This is a genomic window from Scytonema sp. UIC 10036, assembly GCF_009725235.1.
In genome coordinates this window covers 40,522-60,358 of the sequence record NZ_WJFC01000068.1, presented here as the reverse complement: position 1 = coordinate 60,358, position 19,837 = coordinate 40,522, and the positions used below count along the sequence as shown (strand labels likewise).

Here is a 19,837-nt window from a genome sequence, read left to right as displayed (position 1 = left end):
AACTAAGATAACGTGACTTGTTCTCATCTAATAACTACGTTGCAAGTTTTTTATCACTGTATTTAGATCCAAATTTTATTTAGATGGAAAAATTTTTATGTCATATTCTAATGATTCCTCTGTAATAAATTTTTTTGGTTTGTCTATAGAGCAAAGAGAAATAGTAGCTTATTTGCGTAAAAATTTTAATTTGAAAGAAGCTTGCCAAAACATTATATATCATAAAATTATTCAACAAACCAGTCGAGAACAAGGTATAATAGTAACTCCTGTAGAAATTCAGGTAGAGTTAAATCGTCTTTTAAGAGAGAAACATTTGGAGAGCAGCACTAATGTAGTAGATTGGCTAGCCGAAAATATGCTAACAGTCAAAGATTGGGAATCAGCGATTCAAGAAGATCTGATAGAGCAGAAATTAGCTGAAATTTTATTTTCCCAAGAAATAGAATTTTTTTTTAGTCAACATCAAGCTGATTTCGATCAAATATTACTTTATCAACTCATTGTTCCTTACGAACAGCTAGCGCACGAACTCTTTTATCAAATCTCAGAGCAAGAAATAAGTTTGTATGAAGCGGCTCATTTATATGATATTGATGAGAAACGTCGTAATTGCTGTGGTTATGAAGGTAAAATTTATCGCTATAACTTAATACCAGAACTTGCAAATCTTGTTTTCAATGCTAATCTTGGAGAATTAATTGGTCCAGTTAAGACGCATCAAGGAAGCCATTTATTGATGATTGAGGAATTTATTCGCTCTGAATTGACAACTACAATACGTCAACATATATTAAATCAGATTATGACTCAGTGGTTGGAAAGTAAGCTAAACAATATGCTGCAACACAATTCTTCAGAAAATTCTGAGTGATTTATCAAAATTACGAGATAAATACATGGCTCCAGCCAAAGAATACTATTTAGGGAATTGGACAGAAATAATTACACATTAAATTTCGGACAGCACAAGGATTCGGATCGAATTTTGTGTAATTAATTTCGTCCAACTACTTATAGGCGTTCAATCATCCTTGATATAAGTTCTAATAGTAGCCTTGGTTTGTTCGAGCGCCACGCTCCCAGATTGATACAATGACTGTACATCAGCTCCATCTTCAGGATATTGCGCTACGCCAACGCTAACTGTCACGCGAAATTTTTTGTTATCAGCGGTAGTGAACTCTTGGTTGTGTAGAATTTCTAGCACTTGAACGAGTCTTGGGTACCCATGACTTCGACTCATACCATACATACCTATGACAAATTCTTCTCTATCCCAACGAGAGACAACATCTTCTCCGCGAAAGGATTGCTTTAACAGTTGTCCAAGTTGGCGCAAAACAGTATTGCCTGCTGCATAACCAAACTTTTGGTTAATTTGCTTAAAGTTGTCTACATTCAAGATAGCCAAGCACAAGGGTTGATTGTGGCGCAAGCTCAACCGCAATAACTTATTTAGGTCTTGAGTTGCTCGATAGTAACTACACACTCCAGTTAACAAGTCCATTTCTACTAACTTTTTCTGTAACTTTATACGCTCTAAGCAGCAGAGAATGCGAGCCAAGAGTTCTGGTTCAACAATAGGCAAGCTGACAAAGTCCTCTACACCAATAGCAAAAACTTGATGGATAGTATTGGCATCCACGTGCTCGGTGAGCAATAAAATCGGCAATCCACTCCAACGTTTATCGTTTCGTACTGCCTGACACAGTTCAATTCCATTTAAATTGGGCATATCAAGGTTCATTATTAGTAAATCTGGTACAGCACCTTCGAGGGTTTCCCAAAACTTTTGAGGATTGTCAACAATAGTGACTTTCAGCCCCCAAGGCTCTAATAGAGCTTGTAAAGTGGTTGTTACTTGAGGGTTATTGTCTGCAACCACGATCGCTGCTTCTATCTCCATGCCAGTTGGTTGCAGTACTTGCATGACTGCCTGTACCACTTCATCTATAGCTAATGGTTTTTGTAAAAACCCGCGTCCGCCCAATCGAGCTACTTCTAAACGGGTTCTTAAATTGTTATCTTCTGTAAAGACTAAAACAGGTATTGGTGGCTTTTGGAGCAAAAGTTCTGCTAACAGCGCCAAGCTCTCTTGAATTTTGTTCCCGGTAACGGGATCGAGTAATACCACATCCGGACGGACAGAGTAAATTTTATCCCTAGCCTCAGACAGGTTTGTTGCTATTTCTGCAACAATTCCCCGAGCTTCAGCCTCAAGCAGTAACTCTCCAACTAGTTTGCGATCGCTGTCAACTATTAATAACTTGGGACGCTCATTTTTATGACTTATAACTTTTAAACCCAATTTTTGGGGCGAACACTCAATTTCTTTGCGTAAAGCAAGCACCAATGTATGCAAGTGTTTCGCTTTTTGCACTCCATAAGGCAACCCAGCTTGCAGATAATGTTCAATTGTACGAACCAGCTGTGAGCTTTTATTTAAACCATAATGACACAATGAAGCTGCTAGTGTATGAGCTTCCTGCTGTGCTATTGTGCGTTGTTCCTGAGTAAGAGTGCCTTCTAAATAAGCTTTGGCTGCTTGTTCAAGCACACACATCTGATAGTTAACTCTTTCTTGAAATGTATTCCCCATCTCAGGCAATGTTGATCGTGTTTGCTGCTGACAATTTTTGTCTCTCCGATCGGAGGTGCTATCCGAAGGTTTTGCTTGTGATACTTTCAAACGATAACCCATACCATAAACAGTTTCGATAAAATCAGAGGCTGCACCCACTGATTTTAATTTCTGCCGCAAACCCTTGATTTGAGTTCTTACTGCGTCTTCTGTAGGTACGTTTTCATATGACCAAACGTGCTCAATAATTTTCTCACAACTAAACACTTGGGAAGGATACCGCAGGAACAACTCTAGCAGAGCATACTCTTTAGGGGTTAATTGTATAGGCCGTGATTTATACTCTACTTCAAGTTTGCTAGGATCGAGGTGCAACTCTCTCCATTTTAATACTGGTGATAGTATGGAACTACTTCGACGCAATAAAGCACGAATGCGAGCAACTAATTCCTTAGAGTCAAAGGGCTTCACAACATAATCATCTGCCCCTGCGTCTAACCCCATAGCTTTATCTTTACTGCTATTTTGACCTGTTAGCAAAAGGATAGGTACTTTAAAACCGTGTGTTCGTAACTGTCGGCAAAGGCTAATACCATCCAGTTTAGGCAACTTGATATCAAGCAATATCAAGTCGTAGTGAAAAGCTTGAATTAAGCTCCAAGCAGCTTGACCATCTGTGGCTAGTTCAACCGCATAATTTTGATTTTGAAGAAGTGCCGTAAGTGCTTTGATTATCCATTCGTTGTCTTCTACAATAAGAATCTTCATAATTGCTAATTCCTTTAAATTTTTGTTGTTCATGTGTTATGGAAAGATTTTTGAATTGTGAAATATCTATGCCTCCTACTCAATACTGCTTGGAGCGTCTGTTTATAGGAATGTCAGGTGTTTCGCTTGTTTGTTAATTCTGTTTCCCGAGCAGGGCTAGTTGGAGCAACTGGAATCTCTACAATAAAACAAGTCTGGTTGTTAGCACTCTCAACCCGGATTGTTCCGTTCATTTGCTCAACTAGTTTTTTAACTAATGTTAGCCCTAAGCCAGTACCGCCCTGTTTCGAGCGATCGAAACAGGGAAGGCGATAGAACTTGTCAAAGATTCGCTTAATTTCTTCAGGAACAATCTCTACTCCTGTATTTGTAATAACCAATTGCAGGAGGGATAACTGGCGGTACTCTAGGAGATTGGAAACTTTTTCTGCAGTTGTTTCATCTTTTTGAACAGCGATCGCTATTGAAATCTTCTCGCCGGGAGGAGTATATTTACCAGCATTGGTAAGCAATTCTTTGATAATATGGCTAAAGCTGACCGAATCAATTTCGACGATCGTTAAGTCTAGTGCAAGAGTAGACTCAAAGTTTTGTTGCTGGTTTTGAAATTGAGTTTCAAATGGTTCAATAATGTGCTCAATCAAATTCTGAAGGTTAATTTGTGTCAGTTGTTCGGGGTATGTTCCTGCTTCTAAGTGTTGCAAATTTAATATGTCATCAATCAACTTCAATTCGCACTCACACTCTTTTTGTAAGAGTGCAAGATATTTAACAGTTGGATTCCTCCCAACAGGTGTTGAAGAAATTTCTGGAATCTGGTCATGTCTTTGCTCATTTAAATTTGTCAATAACTGTATTATCATTGTCATATTAGCAAGGGGAGAGCGTAATTCATGGGTGATGGTGTTGAGAAAATTGTCTTTCAGTTGATTGAGCCGTTGAAGTTCTTTGACCTGGGCTTGAGAGGCTTCATAGAGATAAGCTTGGCGCAAGGCAACTGCACATTGGTTGGCGACTTGTTGCACTAAATGAATTTCCATCTCACTGAAACAGGAATTAGTTTCTTTAAATAACCACAAATCGCCCAAAATGCCTGTTTCTTCCACCCGATCGTCAAAAATGGGACACGCTAAAATTGCAGAGTGGCTGCGAGTTGGTATCGGCTGAATTTGGCAGAAGCCTAAATAACATTTCTGCTGTTGCAACTGATGGTAAATTTCCGGTGCGTCTGCCATATAGAGTAGTTGTCCTTGACTAACAGGTTCTCCTGGCGCAACATACTGGTAACGAATGATAGAGGATTGATGCTTAGGAGTATAAAACGCTGCATCACAGCATTTCGCTCCCAAGGCTATTGCCAGTTCTTTTACAGCACTTTGCAAGATTTGGTTTCGATCGAGAGAATCTCGAACTTTATCAGAAATCCGTTTGAGTGTTGCTTCAAAGTTTAAGGATTGCTGTAATTCCAGGGTGCGAAGTTGTATTTGTTGCTCTAAATTAACATTCAGTCGCTTGATTAGGGCTTCGGCACGCTGACGTTCTTCAATTTCCTGTTCTAATCTTTGATTTTGCTGAATGAGGAGTTGCTGCTGTTGTTGAAGGAGTAATTGATTTTTAATTCTTGCCAGGACTTCTAGTTCTTCAAATGGTTTAGTAATGTAATCTTGTCCCCCTAACTCAAAAGCTCGTATTTTATCTTTGATTTGATCGACCGCACTAATAAAAATAATCGGAATTTGACGTGTTTTTTCTAAAGTTTTCAATTGCTGACAAACTTCATAGCCATTCATGTCTGGCATATTGATGTCGAGCAGAATTAGATCGGGTTGATCTCTCTGGACAGCTTGTAGTGCCATTCTGCCATTGAGCGATTTACGAACGACATAACCCCGCAACTCTAGCATATTGGCTAACAAGCGTAGATTATCAGGAGTGTCATCTATGAGCAAAATCTTGGTTTGAGATGCAGGTTTAAATAGCGTAGCCATAGGAGTTTCAATTAGGCTTGAGTCAGGGTAGCGAGCACTTCTAGCTGAAAATTATCAACCAAATATTTTAGGGCATTTGCTAGGGGTTGTTCTTGGATGGGAATTTGAGCAATCAGTTCGTAGACCTTGGTATCATTGAGATCGAGTGCTGCTTCATGTACTTGAGCAATCCACTCTGGTGGCATGACTTGCAAGTCTTGGGGCGTCAGGGGTTGTTGGAGCGAAGTGGCTGTGTTAATATCTGGTGCGATCTCTTCAGTATAGAGGTAGCGTACTCCCAAGTAGCGTGCTATCTTATCGAACACCGCTGTTAGCACAAAAGGTTTGGCAAGGTAGTCGTTACAACCCGCTTGAAGACTAGCAATGCGGTCTTCTTCAAAAGCAGAAGCAGTTAAAGCAATAATGATTACATTTTCGCCCCCCTGAGTTGTTCGGATTTTTTGAGTGGCTGTGTAACCATCCATGACAGGCATTTGAATATCCATCCAAATCAAGTGAGGTTGCCATTCCATCCACTGGGTGCAAGCTTCTGCGCCATTTTCCACTGCACAAACTTCAAACCCAACTGACTCCAGTAACGTAACTAGCAGTTGACGATTTTCAAGAACGTCTTCTACCACAAGAATACGGTAAGTCGGTTGTCCTGGTTCCAGACCAATGACATGGCGAGTTACTTGAGGCTCTCCCAAATCTACTGAGTCTGCTAAACGCAACGGTATCTGGCAGATGAAAGTAGATCCTTGGTTCAAAGTACTGTGGACTGTAATATCACCACCCATCAATCGGGCAAATTGACGGCTGATGGATAAACCCAAACCTGTACCTTGAACATGGCGACCCCGTTCTGTTTGCATAAAGGCTTCAAAAATGGATTCCAAATCTGACGGAGCAATGCCACAGCCCGTATCTTTAACTTCAAGATACAGGATAATTGTTTGTTTAAGATTGGTTGAACTCGTTTGGTTAATGGTGACATTGCTTGGCAAAACAGCTTTACACCTAAGCGTGATACTTCCTCTTGTTGTAAATTTAATAGCATTGCTTAGCAAATTGATGGAGATTTGGCGCAGTTTTGCTTCATCACCGTACACATAACGGGGGACAGTAGCATCCCAGTTACTTCTAAGATTTAATCCTTTCTCAGATACTTTCAGGGCAAACATATCCATGACACAATTCAGCAGGCAATGCAAATCGAAGGAGTTTTCGGTGAGTCGCAATTGCCCTGCTTCAATCCTGGACATCTCTAAAACGTCATTAATAAGTGCGAGCAAGTGTTTTCCACTGCGGTTAATGATGCTTAAATTTTCACGAAATTCATCTGGAGTATTATGAGCACGTGTCATTAATTGGGTAAATCCCAAGATGGCGTTAAGCGGAGTCCGCAATTCATGGCTCATTTTAGCAAGGAACTGGCTTTTGGCGCGATTAGCAATCGCAGCTCTTTCTGCAGCTTGTTCCAGAGCTGCCTGTGAAAACTCCAGTACTGCTAGCATGAAGGTGTTTCGCATTTCCCAGGCTGCTTCAATCTCGGCTGGTTGCCAAGGTAGCGATTTTGCTTGAACCGTTTCTTTCCAAAGTTCAAATGATTTACGCGGTGTTAGGCGTATTTCCCCATTGCTGGTGGAAGTAGACATGGGTTTATTAGGGTCGCCCGCCCAGTGAACCGTCTGAATTTGCTCCGGTCTAAACCAAACAATGTGATACGACTTTTGAGGTAGAACAATAGAAATTGCTAAAATCCCACTTGCAACTGATGTGAATTGCTGTGCTTGGGGGTAAAGTTGAGAGATAGAATCAGTAACAAACATCGCTCTTGTTTCTTGCTGTAACAGCCAAGTCATGAATGCCTGAACTTCAGAGTAGGAAGGTGTTTGACCAAGTAGCGAAACTTCTTTATCTAAAATGAGGGCGGCTCCCCGTGCATGAACCAAACTCAATAACTCAACTTCGTTGTGCCGCAGCACTAATTCTATAAAGCTGGCGTCGTTGGCAAAAGTCTGTCGCAATTGTTCCTGAATTGATTTAACCTGTAGGCGATAGCGATTCATCTCCTGTTCTTGTTGATAAACTAACTCAACTGAGGCAAACTGACCTAAAAATTCACAGGCTTTGCGCGTTTCATAATCAACATACTTGGGAGTGCTATGATGGCAAGCAATCAATCCCCAAAGTCTTTTCTCGTTAATCAAGGAAATCGACATGGAAGCCGCAACACTCATATTTTGCAAATATTCCACATGGAGAGGTGATACACTCCGTAAATTGGCACGACTGAGATTGAGTGGCATTCCATTTATGGGACTATTTGTAGGAATGAGTTGGACTGGTTGATAGTTGACATTGGGAATCAATCGCAGCCAATTTTCATAATAGAGTTGACGGGCTTGCTGGGGAATATCGGAAGCGGGATAATGCAAGTTTAAATAACTCTCCAAGTGTTCGGCTTTATCTTCCGCAACCACAACCCCACTGTTGTCAACCGCAAATTGGTAGATCATAACGCGATCGAACCCGGTTATTTGTCTGACTTGTTTGACCAAAGTTTCGACCAAATCTTTGAAGGTTTTAGTTTGTCGAATTTTAGCAATGCCTTCTCTCAAAAGGTGGTAAAACTTGAGAACCTGCTGGCTTCTGGTGACTTCACCAGGTTCTAGCTCCATGACTAACACCCCGTCGGTGCGGTGCAAAAGACTTCGGAAACTTTGAAATTCCGCTTTTTGGTTAGCGGATGATGTCGGGACACTGCGAAATCTCAATTCCAACGGGCTAAATACTTCCCAGTTGTCTTGTTTGAGACATTGAGAAATTTCCTTAACTTTCGTTTTCGAGCATAGCCGAGTAAGTGGTTGTCCGAGCAGCTCTTGAGCAGCTATACCCAAGACTTGCTCGACATTTTCACTAACTTGCAAAATCTCCAGTTGCGGCTCGCACAATGTCAGCAATAACCCATGTGGTTGAATTAGACCGGGAATGTGGATCGGTTCGCGATCGCAGTTGCTGAGATTGCAGGGTTCTGGAGTAACAGATTCTGTAAAATTCGTTGTGTTTAATGCTTGCATTTTCAAACTTGATAATGACTTACACCCACCTACTTACGCTATTCGCTTAATCCCTCTTCTAAGAAACCGTATTTGCTGAAGGTTAGAGAACCTACTTACGGTGGCGTCTCCCCAATAAAGTGACGCCCCTTGAAAAGAAAGGAAATTCTCAAATTACCCCAATTGATAGGGAACTTAGGGAAATCTCGATGTCTTGCTTTCATAAAGAGAATAGGTATATAAATACCAACAGCTTCAATTTATAAACAAAAAATGAAAAACTAATAAAGAAAAAAAGAAGTTAATAAATTTTAAATTATTTAAATTAGATTAATAAATATGAAATTTCCTGAAGAAGATGACAAGAAGTCTTCCTCCGTTAGAGGCTGTTATCAAACTTAGGGAGCGGTAGAGTCAAATTCCAACCAAGTAGTTTAGCAACCTGTCCGGGGAGGGCAACTGGATCGAAGGGTTTGAGAATTACACCCACGATTTGATACTGTCGAAGAATTTGTGAATCAAGCCATCGAGCCTTAGCACTCAGCAGCACTACAGGAATAGCTTGAGTTTCTAAATTATTTCTTAATATTGTCAAAAACATAAAACTATCCATGCCGCCTATTGACCAATCCAGTACGATCGCATCAGGCTGAATAAGTGCTGCTTTTTGCAATCCTTTTAACGGAGAATCGGCAGTGACTACATCCCAATGCGCTAAATCTTTGAGGCTGAGTTCCACAACCTCTCGCACGTTGATTTCTTCATCAATCAGCAATATTGTTTTGGTGCCTATATCTACCTCCTTCACAAGATTCATTTCACTAGACTCCACAGCGCAAACAAGGAAAATAGAACAAATTCGACCAATCCTTTAATATATTAAACATTCATCACAACGTAGTTCAGTTAAGAACATAAGCAGGTCAACTAACTAAAATGCGCTCGGCATGAAGCCCTGTCACGAAGCGTGTAGGGTGCTGACCGTGACTGCCCCGTTCAACTCTATAGTTGAAAGATAAATTTAAAAAATGAAAAACTAATAAAGAACTGGATTTTGTTACAAAATTTATGAATTATACTTTGCACGGCTATACGTTGAGTATTCAAATGAACAACTTAAAGCCAAAAAATACAATTTTCCAGTTGCATCAGAGAAATTAGATTTTTCGGAAAAAAAGAAACAACTCAAGGAGAAAGGGCAATCTATACCCATGGGAAGTATTAAGTAATTTTCAGTTTACTTACCTATACCTACTTCATCATTCCAACCAAGAATCTCAGCAACTTCCTCGGAAATGGTAGTAGGTTCAAAGGGTTTAACAATCGTTCCTTGGACTCCTATCTGGGCAAACCGAACCCGATCGCTCCTTTGAACTTTCGCTGTTAGCAAAATGACTGGTATTGATTGGGTTGCTGGATTTGCCTGAAGTTGTTCGTAAACTGCATAGCCGTCCATCTCAGGCATAGACACGTCAAGTAAAATAGCATCAATGGGTTGTGTCTGGGCAATTTTTAATGCTTCGGGTCCTGATGCCGCTGTTAGCGTAGACCATCCTCCCAACTCTGACAAACAAACTTGTACAAGTTCCCGAATTCGTTCTTCGTCATCTACAATTAACACTTGTTTTGTCATCTTATCTCCTAAGGTTATGAACAATTTGTCAATAAGCAATAGTGCTCAAAAATTTACCAAAAATTGGGGAAAAAACATAATTTTTAAGCCTGCGATGCGGAAGCCGCCGCTGCGCGAACGCGTTAATTTTAAAAGCATCATTCATTCTTCCCCTCAAAACTCAGTACAAGGCTTAATTTAATACTCCATCAAGCGGCTGATTTATAGCGTAATTACTATTGACAAAACTGATTTTGCCTTAACCTGTCCCGAATGGGTCCTGATGCAGCTGTTAGCGCAGACCATCCTCCCAACTCTGACAAACAAACTTGTACAAGTTCCCGAATTCGTTCTTCGTCATCTACAATTAATACTTGTTTAGTCGTCATTTTTTCTCCTTCGGTGGCAATGGCAGAGTGAAGAAAAATGTACTTCCTATACCAATAGTACTTTCAACCCAGATTTCTCCACCGTGCTGTTCGATAATACTACGGCAGATTGCCAGTCCCAAGCCTGTTCCGCCTTTATCACGAGCATCAGAAGCATCGACTTGCTGAAATCGTCCAAAAATAGCTTCTAACTTCTCTGGTGGAATACCCCGTCCTCGATCCGTTATTTGGAATAATACGCTATTTGTTTGCTGTTGAACACTCAAGGTAATAGTGGAATTGGGAGGTGAAAATTTCAGGGCATTACTTAACAGATTGGTGAGTGTTTGAATAATAGCATCAGCTGATGCCCAAACTTTAGCATCGGTGGAATGGATATCAAAGCTAATATGTTGCTTCTGTGCGATCGCTTGCACCCCTTCTACTGCAATGTGAATTAAATCAGCCGCATCACAGGTTGTTTTCTCCAGAACAGCTCGACCCGAATCTAAGCGTTCCAAATCTAGAATATCATTGACTAGCCGCACCAGACGCTCGCTGTCGATAGATGCAATCTCAATCATGCGCTTGAACTTGTCTGGTTTTTTGTCGTAAATACCAGTTTTCAATAAACCCAATGCTGCTCGAATTGCAGTTAAAGGAGTACGGAGTTCGTGACTGACAATGCCGATAAACTCACTTTTCATTTGCTCAATTTTCTCCTGCTCCGTAATGTCTTCTGCAATACCCGCAATCCGAACCATATCCCCTAATTTATTTTTTATAGGGAATGCACGATCGCGAACCCAACGGATTGAACCGTCGGGGCGAATGATGCGATACTTGACATCGTATTGTTCTGTTCTTTGTTCCATAAATACAATTTCGACCGACTGGCGATCGTCTGGATGAATTGCATCTAACCAAAAAGAAAAGTTTTGGTAAAGGCTTTCACAACTCATGCCCCAGATGGTTTCGTAGGCAGGGCTTACATATAAAAATTGCTTATAATGAATATCTGTCATCCAAAATACTGTCTGGATGTTTTCCGCAAGTTGGCGAAACTTTTCTTCACTCTCGCGTAAAGCTTCTTCCATGCGTTTGCGATCGGTGATATCTTGGTGAACCGCAACCAAAACATCGCCATACTCGGGATGCTTGAATACAGAACAAGTCGCACGACACCAAAATGGAGTACCGTCTTTTTTAACATTGTGAACTTCATAGGTAGCTTCCCCATTTTGCAGAACGGCAGTACGAATTGCTTGGTTAACCTCTTGGGCGGTCATGTGTTCACTTTCATAATTGACAATTGATACGTGCTGACCGTTGAGTTCGCCAGAGTCATAGCCAAACATCTGCTCAAATTTAGGATTGGCATAGACAATGAATGCATTATCAGCTCTCACTAAGCAAATGCCTTCCGCCATGTTTCGGGTGATGACAGCCTGAAGTTCCAGCATTTGTTCTGCTTGTTTAAGTCGAGTTAGGTCGCGCTGGTTAATGATAACGCCTGAAATGCTTCCATCTGTTTCATAGTAAGGCGTATAAGTAAAGCTAATAAACTGCCGGATTAAATTGGAGGAGTCAAACCATCTTTCATACTGAATTGTCTCTCCTGTTAAACATTTATCTAACTGAGATTTAATAAAATCATCAAATAAATTTTTACCCAAAACATCCCTTACGGAATGTCCTACAACTTCAGTCTTAGATTTATTATACCAGTCCAAGTATGCTTGGTTAACGATTTTATAAATATGATTTTGATCGAGCAGTGCAATGCCATCTTTGGCAGTGGATACGATGCGTTCGTATTGACGGAGAACGGCTTCGGTGTGTTTGTGTTCCGTGATATCTAACACTACACCTAGCGATCGCACGGGTTGCCCCGATTCATCGTAAATTGCCCGTCCCCGTGCCATTAACCAATGCACTGAACCATCCGGGTGAACAACTCGATACTCAGCTGTGTAATCGGTACGGTTTTTGATAGATTCCAAAAACCGTTGTTCAACCCAACTAATATCTTCAGGATGAATTTGATTGCACCAGATATCATAGCTTGGCTCTATTGCGTAGGGAGCTAAACCCAATAAAGTAAAGTGATTGTCGTTCCAGGTTAAATTTCTGCTTGGCAAGTGTAAATCCCAACAGCCAATATGAGTCAAATCGAGAGCCAGTCGGCGACGTTCTTCACTCTCCCTTAAGGCTAATTGTGCTTGTTTACGCTCAGTAATGTCATTGTTGATTTGTAGGATTTTAATTGGTTTACCAGCATTGTCTTTTTGTAAAACCCAACGGCTGGCTACATTGATAGGTTGAGCGTCTCGGCTAAAATGGACAAGTTCTCCTTCCCAATAGCCTTTTTCAACAAGTTCGGCTTCAATCTCTGTTAATGGCCGAGGAAATTGAGTTTTCAGGAGAGTATACGAGATTTGCCCCAAAGCCTCGGCTTTCGTCCATCCGTACATAGACTCTGCTCCCTCGTTCCAGAAAGCGATCGCACCGTTTAAGTCGCAGGTCATGATGGTGTCATGTGCTAAATCCAGTAATTGCGTCTGTTCTAAAAGAATGAGTTGGATTTGCTGTTGCTCTATAACCCTTTCTAGCAGGCGCTCATTTGCTTGACTCAGTTGTGCTGTACGCTCGGCTACCCGTTGCTCAAGTTCGGCATTCAATTGTTGCAGGGCTATTTGCGCCTGTTTGCGTTGTGTAATATCCTCAGCAAAAATAATGATGCCACCAATCTCACCTGTAGTAGTATGCCAGGGGTGAACTTCCCAACGTACCCACTGCTGGCTCCCATCCAAACGCACAAACAAATCTTCATCACATTTTTCTCTTGCTCCAGCTAAACACCGTTGATGAATTTGTCGCCATTGCTCTGAGATTTCCGGAAAAAGTTCGTAGTGCGATCGCCCTCTGAGCGATTCAACCGAATCAAGATTATAATCGTCCACCCATCTTTGACTTGCCATCAAATAGCGCATATCCCGATCGAACATAGCAATACCAGCAGGTGCATACTGGATAAATAAGCGTAAAGTTGCTTCCCGCTCCTGCAAACTTTGTTCTGCTCGTTTGCGTTCGGTAATTTCCTCGCAAACAGTACTGATACCAATGATGCGCGATCCATCCTTTAACGGTAGAAAGCTTTCCAGCCAGGTTCGTTGCACGCCCGGTTGAGCCGGGGTTTCTCCACTAATTTCCACGTTTAGAAGCGGTTTGCCTGTTACCAAAATGGAGCGCAACAGTTGTTCGGAGGTGTCAGCCAGTTCGGGTAATAACTCACGCACTGTACGACCGATATGCGCTTTAACGGAAAACCCATTGATTTCTGCTAGGCGCTCGTTAATGCGGACAAAGCGGAGATCGGTGTCCAAGACGTTCAACCCTATTGGGGCTGACTGGTAGATAGTCTCAATTTCAGCTAACTGTTGCTGAAGCTGAATTTGACTTTTCTGTAAGGCAATTTCTGCTTGTTTGCGCTCTGTAATATCTATACAGGTACCGATCCACTCGCTAATTTTGCCATCAACATCCAGAATTGGTACACCTCGAACCGCAAAATCACGATAATCGCCATTTTTCATCCGAAGACGATACTCCGTTACATATAAGGTGCGATTTCTGTAAGCTTCTCGCCAGCATTGAGCACTGCTTTCCCGATCTTCTGGGTGAACAACATTAAGCCAACCCCATCCCAAGCATTGGGCTACAGATTGTCCGGTCAGTTCTTCCCAACCTTCTGGAGCCGCTATTGTGTTGCCATCGGGATCGGTGCGCCAGACAATCTGAGACGAAGCATTGACTAATGCACGATATCGCTGTTCGCTTTGCCGCAATGCATTTTCAGCTTGCTTACGCTTGTCAATTGCCATAGCTGTTCCCATAATGCGAACAGGCTGACTAGTTGAATTATAGAATGGCTCCCCCCTTCCTTCAATCCAGTGAGTACTACCATCTGCCCAAATAACGCGAAATTCATGCTGGTAGGGGCTGTGAGTTTGTAGCGCCTTTTGTACTACTTGGTTGAGTGCTTGGCGATCGTCAGGATGCACGCAGCCATTAAAGGTTTCGTATTGACCATCAAAGGTACCGACAGCCAAGCCTAATAACTGTTCGAGTTCTGGTGACAACTTGATGAGACCTGTTACAATGTCCCAATCCCATATCCCCATGTACGCTGCTGACAGAGCCATGTGCAGTTGCGTAGCATTTTCCCGAGCCAGCTGTTGACTGAGTTGTTCAACCTTCTGTTTGCTGTTGACAAAATTACTTGTGAGCAGGGCGATCGTGAAAGCAATCAGCAGAAAAATACCTAACTGGAAGACATTTTTGGGTTGAAAGAGCCAAGTTTGATACCGGGGTTGAAAAAAGAAATAATTGATTGCTAGTGTTGAAAGGACGACTGCAACGATCCCCGCTCGAAAGCCACCATACCAGCTACTGATTAAGACTGTAATGTAAAAAAACGCACCTAAACTTTGAGTCAAAAGTGGTTCTAACCAAAGTTTCAGCAACAGGGCGATCGCTGTTGAACCAATGGCAACAGCGTAGGGTAATAATTGCGGATAACATCCCATAATTTTTACCTCTTTTTGATTTCGCCTGCTTGCAAGCACCCTCGTACTCTCTCAATTCGGCTAAGTACCCGTGTAACGAGTTCTGGACCTAGCACTGGCTTAGTGATAAAATCATCGGCTCCCGCCGCAAAAGCTTCCTGAAGGGATTGAGCATCAGTATGGGCAGTAACTACCAAAATAGGTAGATCGCCCCACAGGGCATCCTGCCGCACGACTTGGCATAATTCTAACCCATTCACTACTGGCATCTCTAAATCTAACACCACTAAATCTGGAGAGATCGCTATCAGCACTTCCCAAAATTGCTGTGGTTCGGCTAAAGTTGTTACATCCAGCCCCCAAGGAGTGAGTAATGCCGATAAGAGAGCCAGCATGGTAGGGTCATCATCTACAATGAGAACCCTAGCTTCTAAAGCTTGTGGTTGAGGTAGCACACGAGCCAGCGCTTGAAAAATCTGTTGAGTTGTTGCCGGCTTATGCAGAAATTGCCGCACACCCAAACGCGATACGGTTAATCGATCGGTAAGAGAGTCTCGCGCAGTGAAAACTATAACAGGTAGATTTGGCCATCGTTCTACCAGTTCCCGCAGCAGGGTTAATCCATCTTCTTCTGCATCGGGAAAGCTCAAATCCAGTAGAACTGCTTCAGGCGTTGCCAAAGAAAGGCAGGAGCGAGCAGTTGTCAAATCAGGAGCTATTTTCATGCTTATTCCCCAAGAATCTGCTTCTGCAAGCAGCTGCCCCCTCAGCATAGCATCATCATCAATCACCAGCACGTGATGAATCTGACATAGAGGCTCTGCTCGGGTAGCGATCGTCACGGGTGGCTTTGTTAACTCGTGTTGCAATGCCGTTACCAATTGAGAGAATTGACAAACTTCTTCATCTGTTAGGGTACTATCCTGTATCAATAAATGCTCTACTCTCCGTGCCAATCTAGAACCCTCTGAATACCCGAACGACCCCATTGAGCCTGCCATTTTGTGGGCTTCATGCAATGCCAGCTGCTGTAACTCCTTGCTGAAATTTCCAGCTAACAGAGCAGTTTTTGCTTGCTCCAACACCGCAACTTGTAGACCAAAGGAATTGCGAAAATCTTCTAAGACTTTACGAATGGAGGCTGTATCTTTGGTGTTGGGTAATTTTTTGGTATCCTGATAGTCTGAATTTACGGAACGATCTGCAACACACATCTCTGGAACAGGGTTTAACCGATACCCCATACCATAAACTGTTTCAAGAATATCTTCTGTCAAACCACCCGCTTTCAGTTTTCTGCGTAAGTCTTTGATATGAGTTGTCACTGCATTTTCAATCGGTGCGTCCTCAAATCCCCAAAGTTGATCGAGAATCATCCTACGACTAAAGATGCGTTGGGGGTTCTGCAAAAACAATTCCAGCAATTTGTATTCTGTTGCTGTCAGTGAGATGTTTTGCTCTTTATAAGTAACTTTGCCAGAGATTTGGTTTAAACAAAGATTTCCCCAGCTTAATGGGGATGGCGAGAGTGCGCCACTTCGCCGTAACAAAGACCGAATTCTTGCTAGTAATGCTTCCAAGTTGTAGGGTTTGGTAACGTAATCGTCTGCTCCAGCATCTAACCCTGCCACAATATCTGCATGATGATTCTTTGCACTCAACAGCAGAATTGGTTTGTAGTAACCTTGCGCTCGTAGTTGCTTGCACAGGCTAATACCATCTAATTTTGGAATTAGCCAATCCAGTAAAATTAAATCATATTTAGCCGACATTGCTAAGTCTAGCCCTGTTAGTCCATTGTTTGCTACGTCAACACTGTAATGATTTGCACTAAGCAACTTTGCCAGTGTTGTACTAAATGCTGTGTCATCTTCTACTAATAAAATTTTCATGAACTGCATTCAAGATTTAAAAAAGATGCTAATGGCAGAAACTTTTGTTATCATTTCGCATTATCATCTGCCCGGTCTAGGTGCTATGCAATTTACATATATCGTTACAATTTTTGGCAATATAATATATAGGTATCTCCAGAAATGACTCCCTTCAGAAGATTACCTAATTTTTGGAGATGTCTAATCTACTGACTGAGTTGCTCCTTATAAATTAATATGTAGTTGTATAAAGCATTAGGCGTCCTAATAATACTAAACAGATTGTAAAGATAACACTTGATTTCGTCCTGATACCTTTGCCTTATACAACAAACTATCAGCCACGTGATAAAGTTCTTCCAAGTTATTACCATCATAAGGATATTCAGCAATACCTGCACTAAAAGAAACCTGAAATTTTCGCTCTTTAGTATCGCTAAACTCATGCTGGCAAAAAGTGTTTAGGAATTTTGCCATTCGATGAATGCACTGTTGTCGATTTATGCCATACAAACCAATAACAAACTCCTCCCCACCCCAACGAGCAACAACATCTTCATCACGAAAGTAGTACTTAAGCAACTGAGCCAACTGCTTGAGGACTTTATCTCCTGTATCGTGTCCATAAGAATCATTGATGGATTTAAAGTGATCTAAGTCTAGAAGTATAAAACACAAAGATTGTTTTTGGCGGTTTGCCAACCGTAGTAGATAATTAAAATCTTGTATGAATTTCCGACGATTGCTAAGACTGGTGAGTGTATCTATATCTGCTAAATTGTGTAAAATCTTGCTTCGTTTGAGTCGATTGAGTATGCGGGCAATCAATTCTGATTCAACAATTGGTTTACTTACGTAGTCATCAGCACCAGATGTGAAAACTCGTTGCACTGTTTGAGCATCATTATGTGCCGACAAAAACATTATTGGGAGTTCATTCCAACGAAGATCGGCACGTATAACTTTGCAGAGATCTATGCCGCTAAAATAAGGCATTTCCCAATCTAAAATGAGTAAATTGGGAGCAAACTGTTCTAATGTCTCCCAAAATTCTCGGGGATCGTCTAGCAAGGCTAATTGAAATCCCCAAGGTGATAGTAATGTTTGTAGAAAGTCCAGAATTTGAGGATCGTCGTCTACAATCAGCAGCTTTGCTCTTGGAGTGTTTGATTGTTGTAATAATTGCGTTACTGCATCCATCACTTCTGAGGCTGACACGGGTTTTTGCAGAACACCTCTGGCTCCTAGTTTTGTTGCTTGAACGCGCTCACTAAAACTCTCACTCGCTGTTAACACGAGCACGGGTACAGGTGATTTGACAGCAGAAAGTTCGACTAACAATTCAAACCCATTTTCTAGGGAATTAGAAAAACTCAGATCTAACAAAATAATATTTGGTTGAAAGCAGGCTAAAATTTTCCGAGCATGAGCTACAGTCGTTGCTGTGTGTGCTTGTATTCCCCGAATTTTGGCTTCTGAGGTTAAAGCTGAGGCAATTTCCCCATCACCTTCAATAATTAAAAGGTGTATTTCTTGGTTTGCGATCGCAAGCTTTGGGCTAGAGTATATATTATTCCTAGGTTTGATATGAATTGGTGATTGGCTTAATCCTTGCTGCAACTTTTGAACTAGTTGAGAAAGATGCTTCTCTTCAGCCTGCTTTGGTGTTTCCACAGTTTTCAATGTTTGTTCAATCTGACGGCCTATGCACGTCACTTCTGGAACACAACAACTGAAGAACGAACCTGCTAAACTGATTTCATTGAGTCTAGTGTTTGCTTTTTTGTGGCTCTCTTGCGCTTGCTGTGTTTTTAAATTGCTCGTCAAACGATAGCCCATACCGTATACTGTCTCAATCAAATCAACAGCTCCCACTTGCTTGAGTTTTTGCCGTAAACTCCTAATGTGCGCTCTGATAGCATTGGTAGAAGGAGCATCTTCAAATGACCACAGATGGTCTTGAAGGGCGTTTTTGCTCAACACTCGTTGCTTGTTCGTTAAAAAAAGTTGTAATAAAGCATACTCTTTCGGTGTCAGGTGCAATCGTTGTCCATCATATGTAACATTACAGCCATTCGGCTCCAAGCACAGCTTTCCCCACTCTATGGCAGGCATAGGCGTTGAATCTCCCCGCCGAACCACTGCCCGTATCCGAGCAAATAATTCATCAAATTGATAGGGCTTCACTAAGTAATCATCTGCTCCTGCATCTAAACCTGCAATTTGAAGAGCCGTGCTATCTTGGGCTGTTAATAATACAATTGGAGTGCGATCGCCCTTTGCTCGTAGTTTTTGACAAAACGTAATGCCATTCAGTTTGGGTAGCACCACATTCAATAAAATTAAGTTATAGGCAAATGCTTCTGCTAATTCCCAAGCAGCTTCACCATCTGTAGCATAATCCACTAAGCATTGCTTCATTTCCAAATGTTCTTTGAGCATTTGTGCTGCCACTGCGTCATCTTCTACAAGCAAAATTTTCATAACTGTTGTCTATACTGAGTTGTACTGAGTTATTAAAGATATGATGACAGCCCTCATATTTCTAGAAAGCTCAGGGTAAAAGCAACGCTCCTGTGAAAAACGAGATGCTTTGAAGCATATAGAGACTCTGTAAATTCCCACAGCAAGGTCAGGTGGTTATAGAGTTGTTGTTTTCTTAAAATAAACTTCAAGCTAAACAAGTTCACTATTGACGTAACCATCAACGGCTTCAATTTATAAACAGAAAATGAAAAACTAATAAAGAAAAGAAATATCTTAATAAATTGAAATAATTATAAGAATTTTTAATAACTATCAAAATTTGCTACAATGCCGTTCAGCAAATAGAGATCGCACCCAACCCCCGCACGACGCTGGCTCCCCTACTCCCCACTCTCTATTTTCAAGCTAAAGCTTATAGCCAATCTGGCGCAAAAATGCCTGACGATCTGTAGCTTCTTCGGTGCTTTCCACACCCTTTGGAGAAAACCCATCGACAACCCCAATCATCCCTCGTCCTTGTTGGCGCTCTTGAGTATCCCAAGTCAAT

11 protein-coding genes are annotated in these 19,837 nt (G+C 41.6%); 1 reads left to right on the top strand and 10 read right to left on the bottom strand.

Going from position 1 to position 19,837, the window contains the following annotated elements; genetic code table 11:
- The first annotated feature begins 97 nt into the window (after positions 1 to 97).
- The gene (locus tag F7734_RS28395) at positions 98 to 874 is read left to right on the top strand and encodes a peptidylprolyl isomerase (protein ID WP_155747940.1); all 777 of its coding nucleotides are present in this window, start codon (positions 98 to 100) and stop codon (positions 872 to 874) included.
- Between the two features lie 150 nt (positions 875 to 1,024).
- Here the strand turns inward: F7734_RS28395 and F7734_RS28390 are convergent, their stop codons facing one another.
- The 10 genes from F7734_RS28390 to F7734_RS28345 all read right to left on the bottom strand — a co-directional run bounded on the left by F7734_RS28390 (position 1,025) and on the right by F7734_RS28345 (position 19,836).
- Positions 1,025 to 3,352: a response regulator gene (locus F7734_RS28390; protein WP_155747939.1), complete on the bottom strand. Its 2,328-nt coding sequence runs from the start codon at positions 3,350 to 3,352 to the stop codon at positions 1,025 to 1,027.
- 113 nt (positions 3,353 to 3,465) lie between these two features.
- A complete protein-coding gene (locus tag F7734_RS28385; protein WP_155747938.1) occupies positions 3,466 to 5,340 on the bottom strand; it encodes a response regulator in 1,875 nt (624 codons plus the stop codon).
- A gap of 11 nt (positions 5,341 to 5,351) precedes the next feature.
- Positions 5,352 to 8,402: an ATP-binding protein gene (locus F7734_RS28380; RefSeq protein WP_155747937.1), complete on the bottom strand. Its 3,051-nt coding sequence runs from the start codon at positions 8,400 to 8,402 to the stop codon at positions 5,352 to 5,354.
- A gap of 358 nt (positions 8,403 to 8,760) precedes the next feature.
- The gene (locus tag F7734_RS28375) at positions 8,761 to 9,198 is read right to left on the bottom strand and encodes a response regulator (protein WP_155747936.1); all 438 of its coding nucleotides are present in this window, start codon (positions 9,196 to 9,198) and stop codon (positions 8,761 to 8,763) included.
- Between the two features lie 420 nt (positions 9,199 to 9,618).
- A complete protein-coding gene (locus F7734_RS28370; protein WP_155747935.1) occupies positions 9,619 to 10,014 on the bottom strand; it encodes a response regulator in 396 nt (131 codons plus the stop codon).
- Between the two features lie 215 nt (positions 10,015 to 10,229).
- Positions 10,230 to 10,382, bottom strand: a complete 153-nt coding sequence (locus F7734_RS28365) for a hypothetical protein (protein WP_207714232.1) — start codon at positions 10,380 to 10,382, stop codon at positions 10,230 to 10,232.
- Positions 10,379 to 14,950, bottom strand: coding sequence for a PAS domain S-box protein (locus F7734_RS28360; RefSeq protein ID WP_155747934.1), 4,572 nt, complete (start codon positions 14,948 to 14,950; stop codon positions 10,379 to 10,381). Before F7734_RS28360 ends, F7734_RS28365 begins: the two co-directional genes overlap by 4 nt.
- A gap of 5 nt (positions 14,951 to 14,955) precedes the next feature.
- Entirely contained in the window at positions 14,956 to 16,821 is a 1,866-nt protein-coding gene (locus F7734_RS28355) for a response regulator (RefSeq protein WP_155747933.1), read from the bottom strand.
- Positions 16,822 to 17,076: 255 nt separating this feature from the next.
- Positions 17,077 to 19,287, bottom strand: a complete 2,211-nt coding sequence (locus tag F7734_RS28350) for a response regulator (RefSeq protein ID WP_155747932.1) — start codon at positions 19,285 to 19,287, stop codon at positions 17,077 to 17,079.
- Positions 19,288 to 19,695: 408 nt separating this feature from the next.
- Entirely contained in the window at positions 19,696 to 19,836 is a 141-nt protein-coding gene (locus F7734_RS28345) for an adenosine-specific kinase (RefSeq protein ID WP_243147136.1), read from the bottom strand.
- Position 19,837: the final 1 nt, after the last annotated feature.

What these genes read in the sequence shown, in the direction of transcription:
- F7734_RS28395 (WP_155747940.1), top strand. Translation starts at nt 98, where the DNA reads ATGTCATATTCTAATGATTCCTCTGTAATAAATTTTTTTGGTTTGTCT.
- F7734_RS28390 (WP_155747939.1), bottom strand. Translation starts at nt 3,352, where the DNA reads ATGAAGATTCTTATTGTAGAAGACAACGAATGGATAATCAAAGCACTT.
- F7734_RS28385 (WP_155747938.1), bottom strand. Translation starts at nt 5,340, where the DNA reads ATGGCTACGCTATTTAAACCTGCATCTCAAACCAAGATTTTGCTCATA.
- F7734_RS28380 (WP_155747937.1), bottom strand. Translation starts at nt 8,402, where the DNA reads ATGCAAGCATTAAACACAACGAATTTTACAGAATCTGTTACTCCAGAA.
- F7734_RS28375 (WP_155747936.1), bottom strand. Translation starts at nt 9,198, where the DNA reads ATGAATCTTGTGAAGGAGGTAGATATAGGCACCAAAACAATATTGCTG.
- F7734_RS28370 (WP_155747935.1), bottom strand. Translation starts at nt 10,014, where the DNA reads ATGACAAAACAAGTGTTAATTGTAGATGACGAAGAACGAATTCGGGAA.
- F7734_RS28365 (WP_207714232.1), bottom strand. Translation starts at nt 10,382, where the DNA reads ATGACGACTAAACAAGTATTAATTGTAGATGACGAAGAACGAATTCGG.
- F7734_RS28360 (WP_155747934.1), bottom strand. Translation starts at nt 14,950, where the DNA reads ATGGGATGTTATCCGCAATTATTACCCTACGCTGTTGCCATTGGTTCA.
- F7734_RS28355 (WP_155747933.1), bottom strand. Translation starts at nt 16,821, where the DNA reads ATGAAAATTTTATTAGTAGAAGATGACACAGCATTTAGTACAACACTG.
- F7734_RS28350 (WP_155747932.1), bottom strand. Translation starts at nt 19,287, where the DNA reads ATGAAAATTTTGCTTGTAGAAGATGACGCAGTGGCAGCACAAATGCTC.